Raw genomic sequence first — 15927 nt, forward strand, 5'->3', positions numbered from 1 at the left:
GCTCGCCGTCGAGCACACCCTGATGTGGGTCACGGGGGGCGACATGGGCTTGGCCGTTCCGGCTGACTGGCCTTGGCCCCAGGACCGGTAGCAGAGGCCGTAGCCGTACGCCAACCAGGAGGTGAGCCGAGTTGAGTACCGGGGAGTGGACGCCGCCCGAGCTGCGGCCGCAGGACGAGCTCAAGGCCATGATCGCGTACGTCACCGAGCACGGATACGGCACCACGAGCAAGACCTACGTCCGCGGCCTGCTTGCCGCGCTGAATTGGGTGACGGGCGCGACGGCCGTCTCCCCCATCACCGGCACGTCACTCGGCCGGCCGGTCACTGGCATGGACGCCAGCACCGAGCACGGCCGGGCGTACGAGGCCCTGTACGCCAACAGCGATCCCGCCCTCTGGAAGGTCACCCAGGACAACGGGACGAAGTACACACTGGCCATCGAGCACGCCCTGTCATGGGTTACCGGATCAGACGCTCTGTGGTTGCCATCGGAAACGTAGCCAGAAGGCCGTAGAAGGCAGCACGAAGCCCCCAGCACGCGGTGCTGGGGGCCTTTTGTCCGAGGTCAAGTGCGGGCTTCTACGGGCCCCGGAGCGGGTGCGGGTTTGCGCTGGCTGAAGTCCCAGCTCAGCCAATGCGAGAGGGCTTCATCGTCGTCGATACCTCGCGGTGCCTCGGGGTGGTTCGGGTCGGTCAGCCATGAATCGTCCACGTGCCCGTTACGGCACTTGTCCAGCGCAGCGACCAGGCGCTGTTTGACCCCGCGCGCATACCGGTCGTACCAATCCCCCGCCTTGGAGGGAGTGCCGTACGAGGTCTTGTAGAGCTTGTGCCACTCCTGGCAGAGCCAGGACAGCTCCCACACGGCCTCACGGTGCCGGTACCAGCAGGGCGGGATGCGAGGGGGCGTCTGCGGGGAGCCAGGGATCTGGTAGCCGCCAGCGGCGAAGACGCCATTTGGCGGGCCAACCCATCCGTATTCGCGTGCCAGCACGTTCCGGACCCACGTGATCAGGACGTCCCAGGCTTCCTTGGCCTGTTCCTGGTCCATCGCCGTCCAGTCCCACAGGGCGAGCTTCTCGTCTTCCATTCCCGCGGCGAGGGTGTCCAGGTCTTTGCGTATCTGGGCAACCGAGCGGGTCAGGGCTGTCAGGCCCTCCTGGACCGAGTCGAGGGACCCGACGTCCTCCTGTAGGCCGGCGGTCCGCTCTTCCAGGTGGTCGATTGCCTCCTGGACCGGGTTGAGGTCGAGCGCGGCGAGTGCTTCGTGCACCTGGTCGCCGCGCTCTCCCAGTTGCTCGACCGTCTGCTCCACCTTGGCCAGATCTTTGGCCAGGGCGAAGACCTGGGCCGCCAGATTGCTCCCGCTGTCGGCTGCCATCAGCGGCCGCCCTTGACGAGGCTGATGGGCAGGCGGGAGGAGGAACGAGTGCGCTGGCCGGGCAGCTTCGCCTGCCGGGTCAGCTTCTTCACATCCCGGCGCTTCCACAGGGGCTTGACGTGAGTGATGACCGGCGAGCATCCGGCGAAGATGACCAGGCTCTCCCGCTTGCCCAGCTTGAAGATCTTGTCCTGCCGCATGGTCGACACCTGCTCGGGGGTCTCGCTGTACGAGGACGTGCCGTCGCGGGTGGTGGTGGTCTTGCGCTTCTTCTCGTAGGTACCGCACATGGCGCTGATGTCCTCGCGCACCGACCGGTCGCCGATACCGCGCAGGAAGAGCCTGACGTTGGCGTCGTCCCAGATGACCCGGCCGCGCTGCTCGCCCCAGACGTCGTACAACTGGGCACGGGACTGGATGACGATGACGAGGGTGATTCCGCGACCACCAGAGTCCGGCATCCACTTGTCCACGGGCAGCGGGATGATGTTCGCGATCTCGTCCAGGGCCCACAGGACTGGCGGGTCCATCCTCCCGGACCCGTTCTTGTTGCCCAGGTCGATTGCACACGCCCGCAGGTAGTCGGCAAACATCACGAACAGCGGGGCGACCACGGAGCCCGGCTTGTCGGAGCCGATCATGTAGAGGGTTCCGCGGTTCAGCAGGAACGCCTCGGCATCGAAATGCTCGCCCGGTCCGGGCAGCACAGTGGCCGCGACCTTGGGGTTAGCCATCCAAGCCAGCGCGTTGGACAGCGTGGTGAAGATGCCGTCTCCGGTGCCCTGGACGACGGTCTGCCGCTGCACCAGGAGATCGGCCCAGTCCCCGGCACCGGCCATCTTGAGGATGTTCGCGGCGGTGCCGTCCGCGCGGTTCTGCGACCAGCCGTAGACGTCCATCATCGTCTTGTGGCCCAGGGCCGCCGCGTGCATGAAGCGGGCGAGGACCTCGCAGGCCGTGGACTTGAAAAACTCATCGACGCCCGCGCTGGGGTTGGCCCTGGCGCCGTACAGCAGGTAGGCGGCCCGCTGGATGGCGACCTCGCGGTTCTCGCAGTTGCGGATCGGGTCCCACCGGAAGGTGTTGACCGGCTGCTCGCCCGACAGACCCAGCGGGTCCCAGACGTTGACCGGCCCCACCAGATCGCGCAGGGCCTTGGTGGCCAGGTGGTCGACGACCTTGGACGAGGTGTGCACGACAGCGCCCGCCCACCGGTAGATCATCGAGTTGAGAATGATCGACTTGCCCTGCCGTGAGGGAGCCAGGATCAGGTAGTTCTGTTCCGGGGTGCCCCAGATACCCACCGGGGTGCCGCCCGAGCGCAGGCGCCCCAGCGGAACGGCGTAGTCGGTGGTCGGGACCCTCTTCGCCCGGCCCACCAGGGACGGACGGGTCTGCTCGACCATCTTCCGCGCGTGCCGGGCACTCATCTCCTTGCGGATCTCCGCCTTGGAGGCGAACCCGGGCCGCGGCGCGTACATGTTCCACAGCCAGGCCGAACCGACAGCGGTGGCCACGGCAGCGGCTCCTACGGCGATGCCGCCGGACCCGTACATGAAGTCATTGGCGCTGTTCAGGAACTCGATGATCGGGGGGTCACCGGTGCCACCGTCCGGAACGGGCGCGGCGGAGAGGACTTCCACCCCTCTGGACACGGCGTCCGCCGCAGTGTCCGTAGTCTGTGCGATGCGGGACATAGCGATCTCTTTTCTTCGTGTCTCCGTAGCCCCCGGGATCGGCACTCCATTGCCCCCGGGGGCGTTGTTGTCCTCGGACCAGTGACCAGATCGCCACCGTACGTCGCGGGTCGGACAACTGACCCGCGCCTTTTTGCTGTTGGGCCCGTACAGCCCGCACGGCGGGCAGCCGCGCGGCTGTGCTCCCGCTCGGCGGGAACCGCGCGGCGCTCGGCAGACACCGCGCGCCGCTCGGTAACCGCTTGGAACTGTTACCTGGGCTGCCTGTGGACAGAGTTAGACCGGCTGGCGCTGGCCGTTGATCGGCCGGGTCTGCGCGGCATCCTCGGCACGTTCGTGACCGTCCGCGCGGTAGTCGCTTGGCTCCTGCCGCGCGCCGCTCGGCAGCGCGCGGGAGCTTTCCGAGCGCTCGGTTTCGTCGTCCGTCTGCCGCGCACCGCCGTTGGCGATCATCGCGGCCCGGATCTTGCCGAAGTCGATCAACCAGTTGCGTGCGTTGCCCTCGGAGACGCTGTACGCGACCGCCAGCTCCTGCGCGGTCGGCAGCTCCCGACCGTCGCGGATGGCGCCGATGTACTCCTCCCACCCGGCCTGCTTGGCCTCGCTGCGGAAGGCCGGCGCCGCGGCGAGGGCCGCCGCCTCGGCCTGGCCGCCCAGCCGGTCAGCCAACTGCGGGCGGAGGGAGTCGAGCAGGGCCTGAGCCTCGGCCGCCTCAGCCTTGGCCCGCTTGGTCTCCTCGTCCGCCAGGCGCAGCTCGTTATTTGCCTTGCGATGCAGGTCAGCAGCCTGGTCGGCGGCCCGGTGGGCGTCCTTGACCATGCGCTGAGTCTCCCCGAGTTCGGCACGCAGGGCGTCAAGGTCAATGGCCGCCTGGCGGGCGTTCTCGGCAGCGGTGCGACGGGCATCCTCGGCCTCCCGCTGCGCGTTGACGAGCCGCTGCAACTCGTCCTTGAGTACGTCGACCTCGCTCGTGGTCGAGCTCTTCGCCGACTCCGCTTCGGTGATCGTCTGGCGGACCGCGCGCAGCTTCTCCTCTGCGTCGTCGAGCCTCTGCTGCTCCTCGTCAGCCCGCTTCTGAAGCTGCTCCACGGTTTTGGACTCATCGGACATTTGGTCTACCGCGCGCTGCCGCGCAGTTTCCGCGCGCTGCCGAGCGGCTTCCGCGCGCTCGGCCTCAGCCTGGGCCAGCTTGGTCTCCTCGACCGCCGCCGCCTGGGCGTCCAGCGCGTCCTGCCGCGCGGCATCCGCCGCCTTCTTGGCCTCGACTGCCGCGCGCATCTGCTCTTCCGCGCGCTGCCGCGCGTCCACAGCTTCCTGCCGCGCAGCATCCGCGCGCTCGGCCTTCTCGGCCGCTTCCTCCGCGCGCTCGGCCGCTTCGATCCGCTTCGCCGCGGGCATGATGGCGACCCGCTCCATGAGCTCCGTGATCTCCAGCGGCTGCTTGAAGTCGGCCGTGGCGACGTCGTCCACCTCGGTCCACCCGCCCAACGAACGCAACACGGCGAGCGCCTGGTTGCTGTCCACGGCGAAATCGGCCCGGTCCATGGCCGTGGTGGACGCCTTGCGCGCCTGCTCCAGCTCCTTGACCGCCGCGGTGAGGTGTCGCTGCTTGGCCTCCCTGTTGGCGATGAGCTTTTCGTGCGCGTCCAGCAGGGTCCGCAGCCGGAACAACTTCTTGCCGGCCTTCTTCGCCAGGGCCGCCCGGTAGATCTGCCCGCCCTTGCTGGACGGGTCGATGTCGAGGCCCGCGAAAAGGGCCGCCCATCCCTTGGTCCACAGCAGACCAACGAGCTTGACCGGGCCGGGCTTCGCCTCGGTGTCGAGGACCTCCGCCCCCTTCATGACCGCCCGGAACTCCAGCTCGATCACAAGAGCCGCGACGACCGGCATGATCGCCATGAACGGCTTGCTCGCGGCGTTGGGCGCGTGAATCCAGTTGGCCGTAGCACTCACGCCGACCAGAGCCCATGCCAGGTTATGCATCAGCCGCAACTGAGTGGTCCAACCCTTGTCCGCCCGCTTGTAGAGCAGGGTGAACAGGATCAGCTCCGTGACGTCGAAGGCCGACACGAAGCCGACCGCGAACGGCTCGGGGAGATGAGCCGTCTCCCGGGCGAAACCCCACATTCCGTACAACGAGACGGACATGGAGCACAGCGCCATGACGTACAGGCGCTTGGGCAGCGATGGCCGTTCGCTTTCCGGCTCCCGGCCAGCTTCGACCGCGGCCTTATGCTCCTCAGCCGCCCGCTTGCGGGCCCGCTCGGACGCCCGCCAGGCGGTGCGGGCCGCCAGGCCGACCATGCCGAGCCACACCAGGACCACGACAGCGGCGCTGACCGTGAGGACCCAGGCAGGCGTGCCGGACAGTGCCCGGTCAACGGTGGAGGACCAGTCAAACTCATGACTGGTTCCTGCCGCTGACCAGGATGGATGCATTCCAGAAGTATTCTGGAACAGACGCATGCGAGCTCCTTATCTCTGCGTCGATCCGGCCTCGGCGGTGCCCAAATCACCGCTGGGGCCGTCTTCTTTTCATCAGGTTGCGTGCCGGTCGATGTACTCGTTGAGAGCCCTGTCGATCAGGTCCTGCATGCTGAGGTCCCGCTCGGCGCAGAACACGCGAGCCCGCTTCCGCGTGGCCTTGCGTACGCGAGCGGAGATGAGGACCAGCTCGTCGTCTGCCGCGCCCTCTTTTGCCTGCTCATCCGACACTCGGGATCTCCCTTTGGGTGGTTCCAGCGTTATCCGGAGTCCCATCTTTCCCCCTCTGCTGACATCGTGATCTCACTCTAATGTAAGCATGCTGGAAAGTCAGCTATCGATACATGTTGACATGATGGCGTCGGTAGGGCTTACTGGAATGGCGAGAGGGCCGGGGCGTAGCGGCCCCGGCCCTCTCTCACCGGCCGTAGCGGGCCGGTTTCGGAAACCCCTGTACGTCTCACCGAAGAGGGATCTCCATGCCTTATCTTCCCAGGCGCCGCCGCGCCCTGGTCACGAAGGTCAGCAATACCACCAGCCCCGAACCCGCCCCGGTCAGTCCGGCGCCCGCGCTCGCCTGCTGTGGCGGTTTCAAGGCCGTGAAAGTCCGTGCCGGAAGTCAGTTGATCACCGTCCACTGCTGGGAGTGCATCACCTCCCCTGCTACGGCCGGTGTCATCGATGACATCTGGGACGAGGACGAGCGCAAGGGCTACGAGCCCGAGCCCGAGCCGGAGGACGTGCTCGTCGGCGGGGTCGCCAGCACCGAGCGGATCAGCGTGGGGGTGGCGGCATGAATCAGAAGGAGAAGGCCGACGCCGCCGCGGCGGCCGCTGCGAAGGCCGAGGCCGACCGCAAGAAGGCCATGGCCGATCTTCAGCGCCACGGCCAGACGGGGCCGGTGCGCCGATGAGCAACACCAAGGAACCGCTGCCCCAGCGGGAGAAGGGCGGGACCAACCCGCCGGATGTGGGGCCGAGGCCCCCGTGCCCGCCTCCTGCGGGCCCTGTCTTCCGGTTCATCGGCCGCTAGGGCCACTGCGGGCCGCCCCGCCGAGGGCGGCCCGCAGTACCCGTTCCTCCCGTCACGGAGACGCAGTCATGTCGCACAGCATCACCCCGTACATCACCCCCGGCATAGCGCCGCTGCTCGCCGAGGTCGACGCCGAGCGTGTCCGCCAGGACCTGCTCTTCGGCGAGCAGAACCACCCCGATGGGACCGGCGGAGCGTTCCTGGTGAAGATGGCGCACGTCCTGCGTGCCGCCTGCCAGGAGGCAGCCGACCAAGGTCAACTGACCTGGCGTCGCATCCTCATGGAGGAGTGCGGCGAGGCATTCGCCGAGACCGACCCGTACCTGCTCCGCGCCGAGCTGGTGCAGATCATCGCCGTGGGGATCGCGTGGATCCAGGCGATCGACCGCCGCACGGCGGTCGGCGCGGACTACATCGAGCCCCAGGACCGGGCCGCCGAATGGGCCCGTATGGCCGGTGAGCTGGCCGCCAGCGGCTACTCCGAGACCCGGGTCGCCCAGGCGCTCGCGGTCGACGAGCAGACCGTCCAACGGCTCCTCGAAGCTCGTGGGGAGGGCGCGTGATGAGGCGCCTGTTCCACACCGTGCGCACCTGGTGGGGCGAAGTCCTCGGCGTCGTCTGTGTGGTCGAGGACGTCACCGCCACCATGCGCAGCCGCCGCGCCATCAGCGCGGAGAACAAGCAGATGGCCGCCTCCGAGCGGACCGCCGCGCTCAGGCAGGCCCGCCAGGGCTGCACCCACAGCCCGGCCTGCCCGCCGACCGACGCACCGGACCGCCAGAAGGCCGTCGTGGTCTACGAGGACGCCCAGTTCACGTACCTGTGCAACGGGATCGTCCTGTCGATCAAGGCCCCCGATTACCCGTCGTTCACCGTCCTGCCCGAGACGGAGGCCGCTCGTGAGGCGTGACGAACGCGCCCAGGTGGCCGCCATCCTCGCCCTGCTCGCGGCCGTCCTGGCCGCCGTGTGGGCCTGGCGGCAGGGACTGGGCACGATGACCTCCGCCGAGGTGGCCGGGCTCGTGTACGGGGCCGTGGCGAGTCTGGTGGGCTCGAAGTTGCAGGCGTCGCTCGGCGCCGTGGTGGTGACCAGCGTCAAGTACGCCGCGATCACAGCGGCGTACAGCGTCTGGCTCGTCGTCGCCGCGGTGTACGCGGGGTGGCGACTGCTGCGCGGCCGCGCCCCGAGGGGGGCGTTCCTGTGACCAGGCTCGCTCACCTGCTGGGCAGTGCCCAGGCCGCCGCCCAGTGGACGAACACCCGCGTACACCAACTGGTCGTCCGCGCCCTGCTCGACCCCAACACCGCGCTCGACCTGGTCGAGCAGGGCATCGCCGAGGACGACCCGGTCATCCTCGCGGAGCCCGGCCAGGTGTGGACCCGCCGGACCGAGGCCGACCCCCAACTGCCTGCCGTCCTGTACCTGACGCACCGGCTCGGCCCCGAGCACCTGGTCGTGGAGGACGGCGGCACCACCGGTACGGGCGTGATCCCGCTCGCCCTGCTGTACGCCTACGAACTCGACTACTGGAAGCGCTCGTGAACGGCGACCAGTTGGGGCTGTTCGCCGAGGACTCCGAGTCCGGGCCCGCCACCGCGGCGGGCCCGGTCCCGGGGCCGGCCTCCGTGCCCGTGGTCGTCGGGCCCACCACGGTGGTGGACCTGCACGGCCACCGGGATGACCCGGCATACGCCGATGTCGTCTACGTCGGCCGCCCCCAGTTCAAGGGCGGCTGGCGCCTGTACGGCCACCCGCTCGCCAACCCGTTCCGCGTCGGCCGCGATGGCGACGCCGCCCGGTGCGTCGCCCGCTACCAGGCATGGCTCGATGCGCATCCCGAGCTGCTCGCCAGGCACCTGCCCGCCCTGCGGGGCAAGCGGCTGGGCTGCTGGTGCGCACCGGGCCAGCCCTGCCACGCCCGGGTGCTGGCCGAGCGGGCCGACGCCCTCCCCCACCCCTGACCGACTCCCGCGTCCCGGACGGAGACCCAGCCGTGACACCCCCCAGCCAGCCGCCCATGCAGTACGGATCCCACCCGCTCGCGCCGCCGCCGCAGGTCCAGCACAACGGCGTGACCCTGCTGGTGGCCTACTCCGGTCGTGTGGTCCCTGTCATCACCACCTCCACCGCCCTGGCCCTGGCCCGGATCTGGCACGAGCAGGGAGCCGCCCACAGCATCGGCGACGCCGCGCTGATGGTGGCCCTGTCCGGCGGGGCGTTCGCCGCCGCGTGCGTGTCCGCCGTCCACCGCAACAGCGAACCGGTCACCACCGCCGTGGCGTTCACCGCCGCCGGCGCCTTCGCCGCGATCGGCCCGGCCGCCTACACCGAGTCGTGGGCCCTGGCCGCGCTGATCTGGCTCGTCGCCACCGTGCTGGTCTACCTCACCTCCGCCCGGCACTGGCGCGCGGCCAGGAAGGCCCGCGAGGACCGCGAGCACGAGCTGGCCCTGGCCCGCCTCGACTCCTACACCCGGATCGAAGGCGCCCACGTCCAGCGCGACATCCGCGCCCAGGCCCTGGCCTACGGCCTGATGTTCGCCCAGGCCGTCGAGCACCGCGAGCAGCTCGACCCCCGCACGTACGACCCGGCCGCCCTGCGGGAGGCCGGACTGCCCGAACTCCCCGACCACACCAACCGCGACCGCACGTGAGCCCGGCCGGACGGGAGGAGGACTGATGAACCCGCAGCACCGCCAGGGGGCGCAGATGGTGACGTTCGGCCCGGAGTGGACCGTCACGCCCCGCGTCGCCGCCGGACTCCTCGGCATCGAGCACCGCCAGGTGGTGCGGCTCATCGAGGACGGCGTCCTGCCCGTGCAGCACGAGGGCAGGAACCGGCTCATCGAGCTGGACAGCCTCTTCGCCTACCGCCACCGCAAGTCCGGCCCCCGACAGCACCCGGCTACCCATCCCGCCGACCCCGACAAGGACCAGGAGCACCGCCATGACCACTGACGATCCGCAGGCGACCAGCAGGATCACGTACGAGACGCACCAGCGCCGCGCGATCGAGCCGGACGGCACGGTGCACGCCGCACGGTCCGCCGGAGACCAGAAGCACCTCACCCTGGCCTGCCTCGTCTCCCCGCTGCCCACCATCGAGCGCCTGGTGCACGACGGGGACTACTACAGGGTCACCTGCCAGAAGTGCCGCATCGCGCTGGCCATCGTCATCACCTGCCCGCTGTGCAAGACCCCCGGCGCCGAGGAGTTCGGCCTCCCGATCCCCGGCACCGACGACGCCGTCGACTGCGCCCGCTGCACGGCGTGCGGGCACCGCTGGGGCCTCGACCCCGGGGCCAGCGCCGCGTGCGCCGAGTGCGGCGGATCCGGCCACACCGGACGCGGCACCCTCTACGACCCCCTGTGTACCTGCCACGAGTCCAACACCGAGGAGAACACGAAGTGATCCGAATCATCACCGCCGAGACCGCGCGGTACTACGAGGCCCAGGCCGCCAAGGCCCGCAACGTCCCCTTCCTGGAGCACCAGATGCGGGAGGCGAAGGACGACGTGGCCATGTGGAAGGCCCAGTCCGCGGACTACCTGAAGCAGCGCGACGAAGAGCACGCACTGAACGCCCAACTGGTGCGCGAGCTGCGGGAGGCCGGCGCCCGGCTGCGCGGGCAGCAGGCCGAGTTCGACCGGCAGATGGACGAGGCCCGCAAGCCCGTCGTGGACATGCTCACGGACCTGCTCGACCGCCTCAACCATCCGGTCCAGGGCGCCGAGTTCCGCAAGGAACTGGCCCTGCGCGTGGTGGAGAAGTGGGTGGAGAAGCTGACGCCCGAGGACCACGACAGCCCGCTGGGCCTGATCCTGCGCATTATCACGGACACCAAGGAGGCCGGGGACCCGGGCGAGACCGCGCCCCCGGCCCCCGAGGCTCGCCTGCCCGAGGCCGACCCGGGACTCGTTGGCCAGATGAGGGACGCGGCCCTGCTCAAGGGCCCGGACCCCTTCCCCGGTGTCGGCTGAAGCCCCGAACCCGATCAACCGCAGGTTGGCCACGACCAACCTGCCCCCTGCCCGAACCAACTCGAACGGACGGACCGTATGGAAACGACGATCGTCGCCGTCGCCGGAACCCTCCTCGGCGCCATAGTCGCCGGAGGAATGCAGCACCTGGTGAGCCTGTCCGCCCGGCGCGACCGGGACCGGCAGACCCGCACGGATGCCGTTGCCCGGCTCTTAGGCAACGCCGCCGATCACCGGCGCGAGCAGTACCTGAAGCACGTCGCACGGCGCGGGGGACAGACCGACACCCACGAGACCCGGAGGGTCCGCTACGAGGCCCGAACGGCCATGACCAAGGCCCTGGCCTCAGTCCAGCTCTCCGGCGCGAACGAGGACCTCGTCGCCCTGGCGGCCGACTTGGTCACCGCCTCCACCGCCCTCGGTGATGCCCCGTCCGAGGACCGGGCAGCCGTCGACACGGCGGGGGACACCGCCCGGCGGGCGCACGCCGCTCTGCTGGACGCCGCCGTCCGCACCCTCTGAGCACCACCCACCACCAACGCACACATCACTCACACACCGGAGGAATGAACCATGTCGAACACCTACGACTGGCGTGACAGCAGCGACAGCGACCTCTCCCAGGGCATGGAAATGGCCACCGAGGCCGCGCGCGAGGCCCGGCAGACCGGGGACAAGCAGCGCGAGGCAGCGTTCCACAACGACCTGAACACGATGATCGACCGGGCCGAGGAGCGCGGCTGGTTCGGCCGCCGCCGTAGCTGAAAGCGTGCTCCGAACGGACATCTTCGATCTCGATCCCGGGGCCGCCACCGCGCGGCCCCGGACAGGAGAGGCTTCATGACCGAGAACACCGAGAACACCGAGAAAGTCCAGCTCACCGTTGACGTGGTGTGTATCCGCGGCGGCAATGAGGTTCTGCTGATCGAACGGGGCTGGCCGCCCTACAAGGGACGGCTGGCCCTCCCGGGAGGGTACGTAGATCCCGACGACGAGAACCGCCGGGCCGCTGCCGTGCGCGAGCTCCGCGAGGAGACGGGCGTTCGCGTCGCGGCCGAGGACTTGATCCGGGTCGGCACCTTCGACGCCCCCGGTCGTGACCCCCGCGGCCGGTACATCACGAGGGCCTACCTGGTGACCGTGCCCTCCGGCACCACTGCCAAGGCCGACACCGACGCGGCCGCCGTCCAGTGGGTACCGATGGCCGCGGTCCTGGCCGACCGAGCCGAAAACCTCGCGTTCGACCACCACGCGATCGTGACCGCCGCATGGCGGAAGTCCATCACCCACTGACCACCGGACCGCAGGGGAAGGCCCTCACCACGATGGTGGTGAGGGCCTTCCCTATGGTGTGCGCGGACTCAGTTCTCCACGATCTCCGCGTCCACGACCGCGTCCACCGGCACCGTTCCATGCTGGTTGAACCAGCGGCCCAGCGCCCGGATCTGCTTGGCCTCCCGCACCGCGTCCGCCGCATCCAGCGGAGCGAGCCCCCTGTCCGTGAGCAGGCTGTACCGCCCCTGAAGGCGCTCCAGCTCCGCATGGATCGCGGACAGTTCCTGGTTGACCTCCCACCGCGCCAACCGCTCCGCATTCGGATCTGCGTTCGATTCCTCCGACCGGTCGGAGGAATCGAACGAAGTGTTCGAATCAGTGGCGGTCGTGCTGGTCGTGGTCTCGGCCGTGCTGACGTCCGGAGCCGATTTTGCGGCCGTGAGCTGGCGGTACGCCTCTCGCAGGCCCTCCTCGGTCACCTTGCCGTCACGGGCCTCGGTATCGGCCCACAGATGCTGTACGTCCTCGGCTGCCAGCTCCGCGTTGACGGCCGGCGCCAGGGCCCGGATGTGCTTGGTGGTGAGCACCGTCCCCCGGTAGGCGTACTCATCGCTGCCTGCCAGGCCGAGGGCGATACGAACCCGTACGGCGTCCATGAACAGGTAGCACTGGCTGGGGCTGTAGCCCCAGATCATGGCCAGCCACCGCTCGAAGGTCCTGCCCGGGTCGTCCAGGCAGTACAGGGAGTTGTCCCGTATCCACATCAGATACGGGCCCGCGGTGTCGAAGAAGACCGCTCCCGCTTTTAGCTGGGCCTCCTTGACGGTGCCCTCGCGCTTGGCCTCGGCCGCATGCAGGACCGTGAGGCACTCCTGGAGCTGCTCGGCGGGGTCGAGGCCGGCCAACTGCTGCGGCTTCTTCATCACCCGGCGAGCACGGCGCAGCCGGACCGCGGCCTCTTCATCGCTGTCGAGCTGCTTGACCGACTTCAGCTCACCGGCCTGGCCGGGCACGGCAACATCTGTCGTCGTCACCCGGCCACCTCCGTCAGCGCCGCCCGCTTCGCTGCCTCCCGCCGCATGATCTCGTCCCAGACATCCGTGTACTCGTCCAGGTTCTGCGGGATCTTGCCGAGCTGGCGGGTGTACTCGATGAGCTGCTCGACCTCGGTGTTCAGCACCGTCAGCGGCTCGTCACGGAAGCGCAGCTTGGCCAGTTCATCGCGGCACTCCCGTGACTGCTTGTCGCTGATCTTGCGGGACAGCAGAACGTAGGTCTCGAAGCCGTCGCGCGCATGCTCGTCGAAGACCGTGGACGCCTCCGAGAACGTCGGATCCACCCGGTCGAAATCGAACTCAGAGGGCGAGAGCGGCACCAGCAGGCGGTCGGCATGGCGCAGCGACTTGTGGAACAACTGCACGTTTCCGCCACCGATGTCCGCGTACACGTCGTAGCCCTCGGAGCGCAGCTCCGCGATGTACTCGTCCAGGTCCTCGAAGGGGTACCGCTCGACATCGAGGGGGTAAGACTGCGGCTGCTCGTTGCGGGCCTCGGCCCGCCGAGCCTCCGCCTCCTTGAACTTCTTCGCCCAGCGATAGGTGGTCTGGCTGACGGTATCCGCGTCGAGGACCTTGACCGGCCGGCCCTTCCCGGCCCGGCGCTTACGGCGGAGCGCCCGCACGAAAGCGAGGTAATTGGTGGTGGTCGTCTTGGTGGAGCCGCCCTTGAGGCATGCCATCACCGTGACGTCGCCCTCGTCGCCGTCCGGTCCCGGGGGCGGAGGTTGTTGCTGGTTGGGGACGGTAACGTCGCTCCTGGCCACTCGGGATCTCCCTTGTCGTCAACGGGGTTGTGGCTGTACGAAGACGCGCCCGCCGGGTCTGCCTCCGGCGGGCGCGTGACGAACCGCTGATATGACGGACGCCCCACACCGTGGCACGGTACCGAGGCTGCCCGCGGACGAGGACGGCAACGCCCTCGACAATCCCTGTGTCATCCTCCCGGCGGTAGAGCCGGACGACGTTGACGACGAGCTGGAGCGCCGCCCCGGCCCGTGCGCGTGCGGCCCGCAGCAGGCCCGTCTTCCCGCTCGACCCGCACCGTTGGCACCCCCGCGAGCTGCACGTCCAGGACCACGCGGAGCCCGTCGCCGCGGTGCGTGAGCGGGGTCGGCTCACTCACCCGCAGAGCCGTACACGCCTGTAGCAGCGGCAGCAGTACCGCCAGGACATCCTCCCCGCGCTCCTTGTCGGGCGTCATCACCCGTAGCTGCACCATCAGTCTGTCCCTTCACTCATCGCGTCGGCCCCGATGGCCGCCGCGGCGTAGTCGTCCGCGTGTGCGCGTCCCATGGCCCGGAGACAGGAGAGCACCGCACGGCAGTCCTCCGCCGCCCTGTGGCCGCCATCCAGGGGCTGCCAGCGGTTGGATCCGTGGTATTCGCTGTAGTCCCCCACCCAGTCCGAGTACGGGATCATCACGTCCTCGAACGTCATGGCATCCAGCCAGGCCGCCGCTTGCTTCCCGGCCAGGGCCAGCGCCTGCTCCCGGACGTCGTCCGGCGCGGTGCCCGTGCGCGCGGTCTCCTCAGCGGCATCTCGCGCAGCGCGGTCGAGGTAGTGGAGCGTCAGCTCATGCCCTAGCCGGGCGACGTCGAACCACTTGTTGTAGATCAGCACCCGCTTGTGGTCGAGCAGTTCCGTCAGCCGCACGGCGATGCTTGAGAACGTCGGCGCCCCGGCGACCAGATCGCTCGTGATCCCGTGGATGTCCGCGGCGTCGCCCGGCACCGGTTCACCCGGGTCCAGAAGCGTGTCGAGGAGGACCTCCCCACGGCTGCTGAGCACCGCGATCTCGATGATGCGGGCCTCGGCGTGCAGGCCGGTGGTCTCGGTGTCCAGCACCACGACGTCGGGGTCGACGAGCGCGGCCGCGGCCCAGCGCTGCCGCTCCTCGGCCTCCTGGCGCTCGGCCTCCCGCCGTTCCTGCTCACGGCGTTCGTACTCCGCGCGCTGCTCGGCCTGGCGGCGCTCCTCGGCCTCGGTGCAGGAAGGACACCGGCGAGCCCAGTGCTCGGCCCGATACCACCAGGACCTCCCTTTGCCCTGACTCTTCTGGAAGGCCCGCGCCTCCGTCTTCGTCACCAGCTTCACCATGCAGCCGTCCCCGGCGCAGACGGTGACCTCCTCGACCCACGCAGCCGCCTTCTCTCGCAGCTCGGCTAGCTGCTTGCTGCGGCATTCCCCGCATCGGTGATGCGCTGCCGGCAGCCGTCGCTCGAAGACCTCCCGGCACCCCCAGCAGGTCCGCGCCTCCCGCCGGCGCTGTTCCTCGTACGCCTTGGCCCGGCAGACCGTGCACTCCTTGCCCCGCACGACCTGCTTACGGACCTTGCCGCACTTCGGACACGTCCGCCGCGCCGCCATCTTCGCCTTGGCCGCCGCCCCGAGCGGCTTCATCTTCACCGCGCCCGCCGGGTCGTACAGCGGTACATCCCCGACCTTGCGCAGCCGCAGGTACGCGAGCGGAGCCTGGCCCTCCTTGAGCTTGAGGCGGTCCTCCCCGAGTTGGGTCTGCGTTCGAAGGTAGGGCGGAGCCTGTCCCCAGCCGTAGACCGGCACACCGCCGATGTGGGCCCGGGGCTCGCCCTTGGCGACCCGGGCCGGGTCCGGCTCCGTCCGGCTGGGCGGAATCTGCTCCGCCACCGCCGCCGTGGTGGTACTCACTCCTGCCTCCTGAAAGTGCGTCAAGGGGAATTTAGACCGTAGCATTCATAAACCCACTCAGGCACCTTCTTAAACATTTCGATCAAATGAGTGGGCGGAGAAATCTGGCCGTTATTACTACACGCGCGGGCCGCGCTTTCTTGAATGGATCTCCATTAATTTATCGCCCGGTCGGGCGATCACTCGGCGGCGGGGCCGTAGTGTGCGAGAGCCTCGCGGACGATCCGCGGTACCGGGTACAGCCGCTCGGCGATCTGGTCGCGCAGCGCTCGCTCCGACTCGCCCAGGACGAGCCCGGCCCCGACCAGCCCTCGCTCGCGCAGCTCCCGCAACGGCTCCTCGGAGACGC

Annotated in this window: 22 protein-coding genes; 14 read left to right on the forward strand and 8 right to left on the reverse strand. The window is 69.3% G+C overall.

Translation table 11 applies throughout. The annotated features are described in order from the left end of the window. Positions 1-131 precede the first annotated feature (131 nt). A complete protein-coding gene (locus KN815_RS16060; RefSeq protein WP_216342603.1) occupies positions 132-503 on the forward strand; it encodes a hypothetical protein in 372 nt (123 codons plus the stop codon). Between the two features lie 65 nt (positions 504-568). Here KN815_RS16060 and KN815_RS16065 read toward each other — a convergent pair whose 3' ends face one another. The 4 genes from KN815_RS16065 to KN815_RS16080 all read right to left on the reverse strand — a co-directional run bounded on the left by KN815_RS16065 (position 569) and on the right by KN815_RS16080 (position 5796). Continuing rightward, on the reverse strand, positions 569-1384 hold the full coding sequence (locus tag KN815_RS16065) for a hypothetical protein (protein WP_216342604.1): 816 nt from the start codon (positions 1382-1384) through the stop codon (positions 569-571). Then, positions 1384-3081: a type IV secretory system conjugative DNA transfer family protein gene (locus KN815_RS16070; RefSeq protein ID WP_216342605.1), complete on the reverse strand. Its 1698-nt coding sequence runs from the start codon at positions 3079-3081 to the stop codon at positions 1384-1386. The genes KN815_RS16065 and KN815_RS16070 overlap by 1 nt, the downstream gene beginning before the upstream one ends. A gap of 276 nt (positions 3082-3357) precedes the next feature. Next, positions 3358-5547 carry a coiled-coil domain-containing protein gene (locus tag KN815_RS16075; RefSeq protein ID WP_253209008.1) on the reverse strand — a complete coding sequence of 730 codons (2190 nt, stop codon included), beginning with the start codon at positions 5545-5547 and terminating at the stop codon, positions 3358-3360. A 72-nt stretch (positions 5548-5619) separates the two neighbouring features. Next, positions 5620-5796: a ribbon-helix-helix protein gene (locus KN815_RS16080; RefSeq protein WP_216342606.1), complete on the reverse strand. Its 177-nt coding sequence runs from the start codon at positions 5794-5796 to the stop codon at positions 5620-5622. A 248-nt stretch (positions 5797-6044) separates the two neighbouring features. Here KN815_RS16080 and KN815_RS16085 point away from each other — a divergent pair, with 248 nt between their 5' ends. The 13 genes from KN815_RS16085 (at position 6045) to KN815_RS16145 (ending at position 11871) form a co-directional block, all read left to right on the forward strand. Further along, a complete protein-coding gene (locus KN815_RS16085) occupies positions 6045-6362 on the forward strand; it encodes a hypothetical protein (protein WP_216342607.1) in 318 nt (105 codons plus the stop codon). A 303-nt stretch (positions 6363-6665) separates the two neighbouring features. After that, the gene (locus tag KN815_RS16090; protein ID WP_216342608.1) at positions 6666-7160 is read left to right on the forward strand and encodes a hypothetical protein; all 495 of its coding nucleotides are present in this window, start codon (positions 6666-6668) and stop codon (positions 7158-7160) included. Then, a complete protein-coding gene (locus tag KN815_RS16095) occupies positions 7160-7507 on the forward strand; it encodes a DUF5999 family protein (protein ID WP_216342609.1) in 348 nt (115 codons plus the stop codon). The genes KN815_RS16090 and KN815_RS16095 overlap by 1 nt, the downstream gene beginning before the upstream one ends. After that, on the forward strand, positions 7497-7802 hold the full coding sequence (locus tag KN815_RS16100) for a hypothetical protein (RefSeq protein ID WP_216342610.1): 306 nt from the start codon (positions 7497-7499) through the stop codon (positions 7800-7802). Before KN815_RS16095 ends, KN815_RS16100 begins: the two co-directional genes overlap by 11 nt. Then, positions 7799-8140, forward strand: coding sequence for a hypothetical protein (locus tag KN815_RS16105; protein WP_216342611.1), 342 nt, complete (start codon positions 7799-7801; stop codon positions 8138-8140). Before KN815_RS16100 ends, KN815_RS16105 begins: the two co-directional genes overlap by 4 nt. Continuing rightward, positions 8137-8559, forward strand: a complete 423-nt coding sequence (locus tag KN815_RS16110) for a DUF4326 domain-containing protein (RefSeq protein WP_308403654.1) — start codon at positions 8137-8139, stop codon at positions 8557-8559. The genes KN815_RS16105 and KN815_RS16110 overlap by 4 nt, the downstream gene beginning before the upstream one ends. Positions 8560-8591: 32 nt before the next feature. Beyond that, complete coding sequence (locus KN815_RS16115) at positions 8592-9251, forward strand: hypothetical protein (RefSeq protein ID WP_216342612.1); 660 nt, start codon at positions 8592-8594, stop codon at positions 9249-9251. Between the two features lie 25 nt (positions 9252-9276). Beyond that, the gene (locus KN815_RS16120; protein ID WP_216342613.1) at positions 9277-9555 is read left to right on the forward strand and encodes a MerR family transcriptional regulator; all 279 of its coding nucleotides are present in this window, start codon (positions 9277-9279) and stop codon (positions 9553-9555) included. Next, positions 9545-10009 carry a hypothetical protein gene (locus tag KN815_RS16125; RefSeq protein ID WP_216342614.1) on the forward strand — a complete coding sequence of 155 codons (465 nt, stop codon included), beginning with the start codon at positions 9545-9547 and terminating at the stop codon, positions 10007-10009. The genes KN815_RS16120 and KN815_RS16125 overlap by 11 nt, the downstream gene beginning before the upstream one ends. Beyond that, positions 10006-10578, forward strand: coding sequence for a hypothetical protein (locus KN815_RS16130; RefSeq protein ID WP_216342615.1), 573 nt, complete (start codon positions 10006-10008; stop codon positions 10576-10578). Before KN815_RS16125 ends, KN815_RS16130 begins: the two co-directional genes overlap by 4 nt. Before the next feature lie 78 nt (positions 10579-10656). After that, positions 10657-11100 carry a plasmid transfer protein KilB gene (kilB, locus tag KN815_RS16135; RefSeq protein WP_216342616.1) on the forward strand — a complete coding sequence of 148 codons (444 nt, stop codon included), beginning with the start codon at positions 10657-10659 and terminating at the stop codon, positions 11098-11100. A 51-nt stretch (positions 11101-11151) separates the two neighbouring features. Beyond that, positions 11152-11343 (forward strand): hypothetical protein, encoded by a 192-nt coding sequence (locus KN815_RS16140; RefSeq protein ID WP_216342617.1) that lies wholly within the window; start codon positions 11152-11154, stop codon positions 11341-11343. 75 nt (positions 11344-11418) lie between these two features. Further along, positions 11419-11871, forward strand: a complete 453-nt coding sequence (locus KN815_RS16145; protein WP_216342618.1) for an NUDIX domain-containing protein — start codon at positions 11419-11421, stop codon at positions 11869-11871. A gap of 68 nt (positions 11872-11939) precedes the next feature. Here KN815_RS16145 and KN815_RS16150 read toward each other — a convergent pair whose 3' ends face one another. From KN815_RS16150 to KN815_RS16165, 4 genes are all read right to left on the reverse strand, one after another. Further along, the gene (locus KN815_RS16150) at positions 11940-12887 is read right to left on the reverse strand and encodes a hypothetical protein (RefSeq protein ID WP_216342619.1); all 948 of its coding nucleotides are present in this window, start codon (positions 12885-12887) and stop codon (positions 11940-11942) included. Continuing rightward, positions 12884-13675, reverse strand: coding sequence for a division plane positioning ATPase MipZ (locus tag KN815_RS16155; RefSeq protein ID WP_216342620.1), 792 nt, complete (start codon positions 13673-13675; stop codon positions 12884-12886). The genes KN815_RS16150 and KN815_RS16155 overlap by 4 nt, the downstream gene beginning before the upstream one ends. A 170-nt stretch (positions 13676-13845) precedes the next feature. Next, positions 13846-14130, reverse strand: a complete 285-nt coding sequence (locus KN815_RS16160) for a hypothetical protein (RefSeq protein ID WP_216342621.1) — start codon at positions 14128-14130, stop codon at positions 13846-13848. Beyond that, positions 14130-15578, reverse strand: coding sequence for a 3'-5' exonuclease (locus KN815_RS16165; protein WP_253209009.1), 1449 nt, complete (start codon positions 15576-15578; stop codon positions 14130-14132). Before KN815_RS16165 ends, KN815_RS16160 begins: the two co-directional genes overlap by 1 nt. Positions 15579-15927: the final 349 nt, after the last annotated feature.

This window comes from Streptomyces niphimycinicus (assembly GCF_018883605.1).
In the GTDB taxonomy this organism is placed as follows: Bacteria; Actinomycetota; Actinomycetes; order Streptomycetales; family Streptomycetaceae; genus Streptomyces; species Streptomyces niphimycinicus.

Excerpts from the sequence above, each read along its gene's own strand:
- KN815_RS16120 (WP_216342613.1), top strand. The coding sequence starts at position 9,277 with ATGAACCCGCAGCACCGCCAGGGGGCGCAGATGGTGACGTTCGGCCCG.
- KN815_RS16140 (WP_216342617.1), top strand. The coding sequence starts at position 11,152 with ATGTCGAACACCTACGACTGGCGTGACAGCAGCGACAGCGACCTCTCC.
- KN815_RS16145 (WP_216342618.1), top strand. The coding sequence starts at position 11,419 with ATGACCGAGAACACCGAGAACACCGAGAAAGTCCAGCTCACCGTTGAC.
- KN815_RS16125 (WP_216342614.1), top strand. The coding sequence starts at position 9,545 with ATGACCACTGACGATCCGCAGGCGACCAGCAGGATCACGTACGAGACG.
- kilB (WP_216342616.1), top strand. The coding sequence starts at position 10,657 with ATGGAAACGACGATCGTCGCCGTCGCCGGAACCCTCCTCGGCGCCATA.
- KN815_RS16065 (WP_216342604.1), bottom strand. The coding sequence starts at position 1,384 with ATGGCAGCCGACAGCGGGAGCAATCTGGCGGCCCAGGTCTTCGCCCTG.
- KN815_RS16090 (WP_216342608.1), top strand. The coding sequence starts at position 6,666 with ATGTCGCACAGCATCACCCCGTACATCACCCCCGGCATAGCGCCGCTG.
- KN815_RS16095 (WP_216342609.1), top strand. The coding sequence starts at position 7,160 with ATGAGGCGCCTGTTCCACACCGTGCGCACCTGGTGGGGCGAAGTCCTC.
- KN815_RS16075 (WP_253209008.1), bottom strand. The coding sequence starts at position 5,547 with ATGCGTCTGTTCCAGAATACTTCTGGAATGCATCCATCCTGGTCAGCG.
- KN815_RS16085 (WP_216342607.1), top strand. The coding sequence starts at position 6,045 with ATGCCTTATCTTCCCAGGCGCCGCCGCGCCCTGGTCACGAAGGTCAGC.
- KN815_RS16160 (WP_216342621.1), bottom strand. The coding sequence starts at position 14,130 with ATGGTGCAGCTACGGGTGATGACGCCCGACAAGGAGCGCGGGGAGGAT.
- KN815_RS16070 (WP_216342605.1), bottom strand. The coding sequence starts at position 3,081 with ATGTCCCGCATCGCACAGACTACGGACACTGCGGCGGACGCCGTGTCC.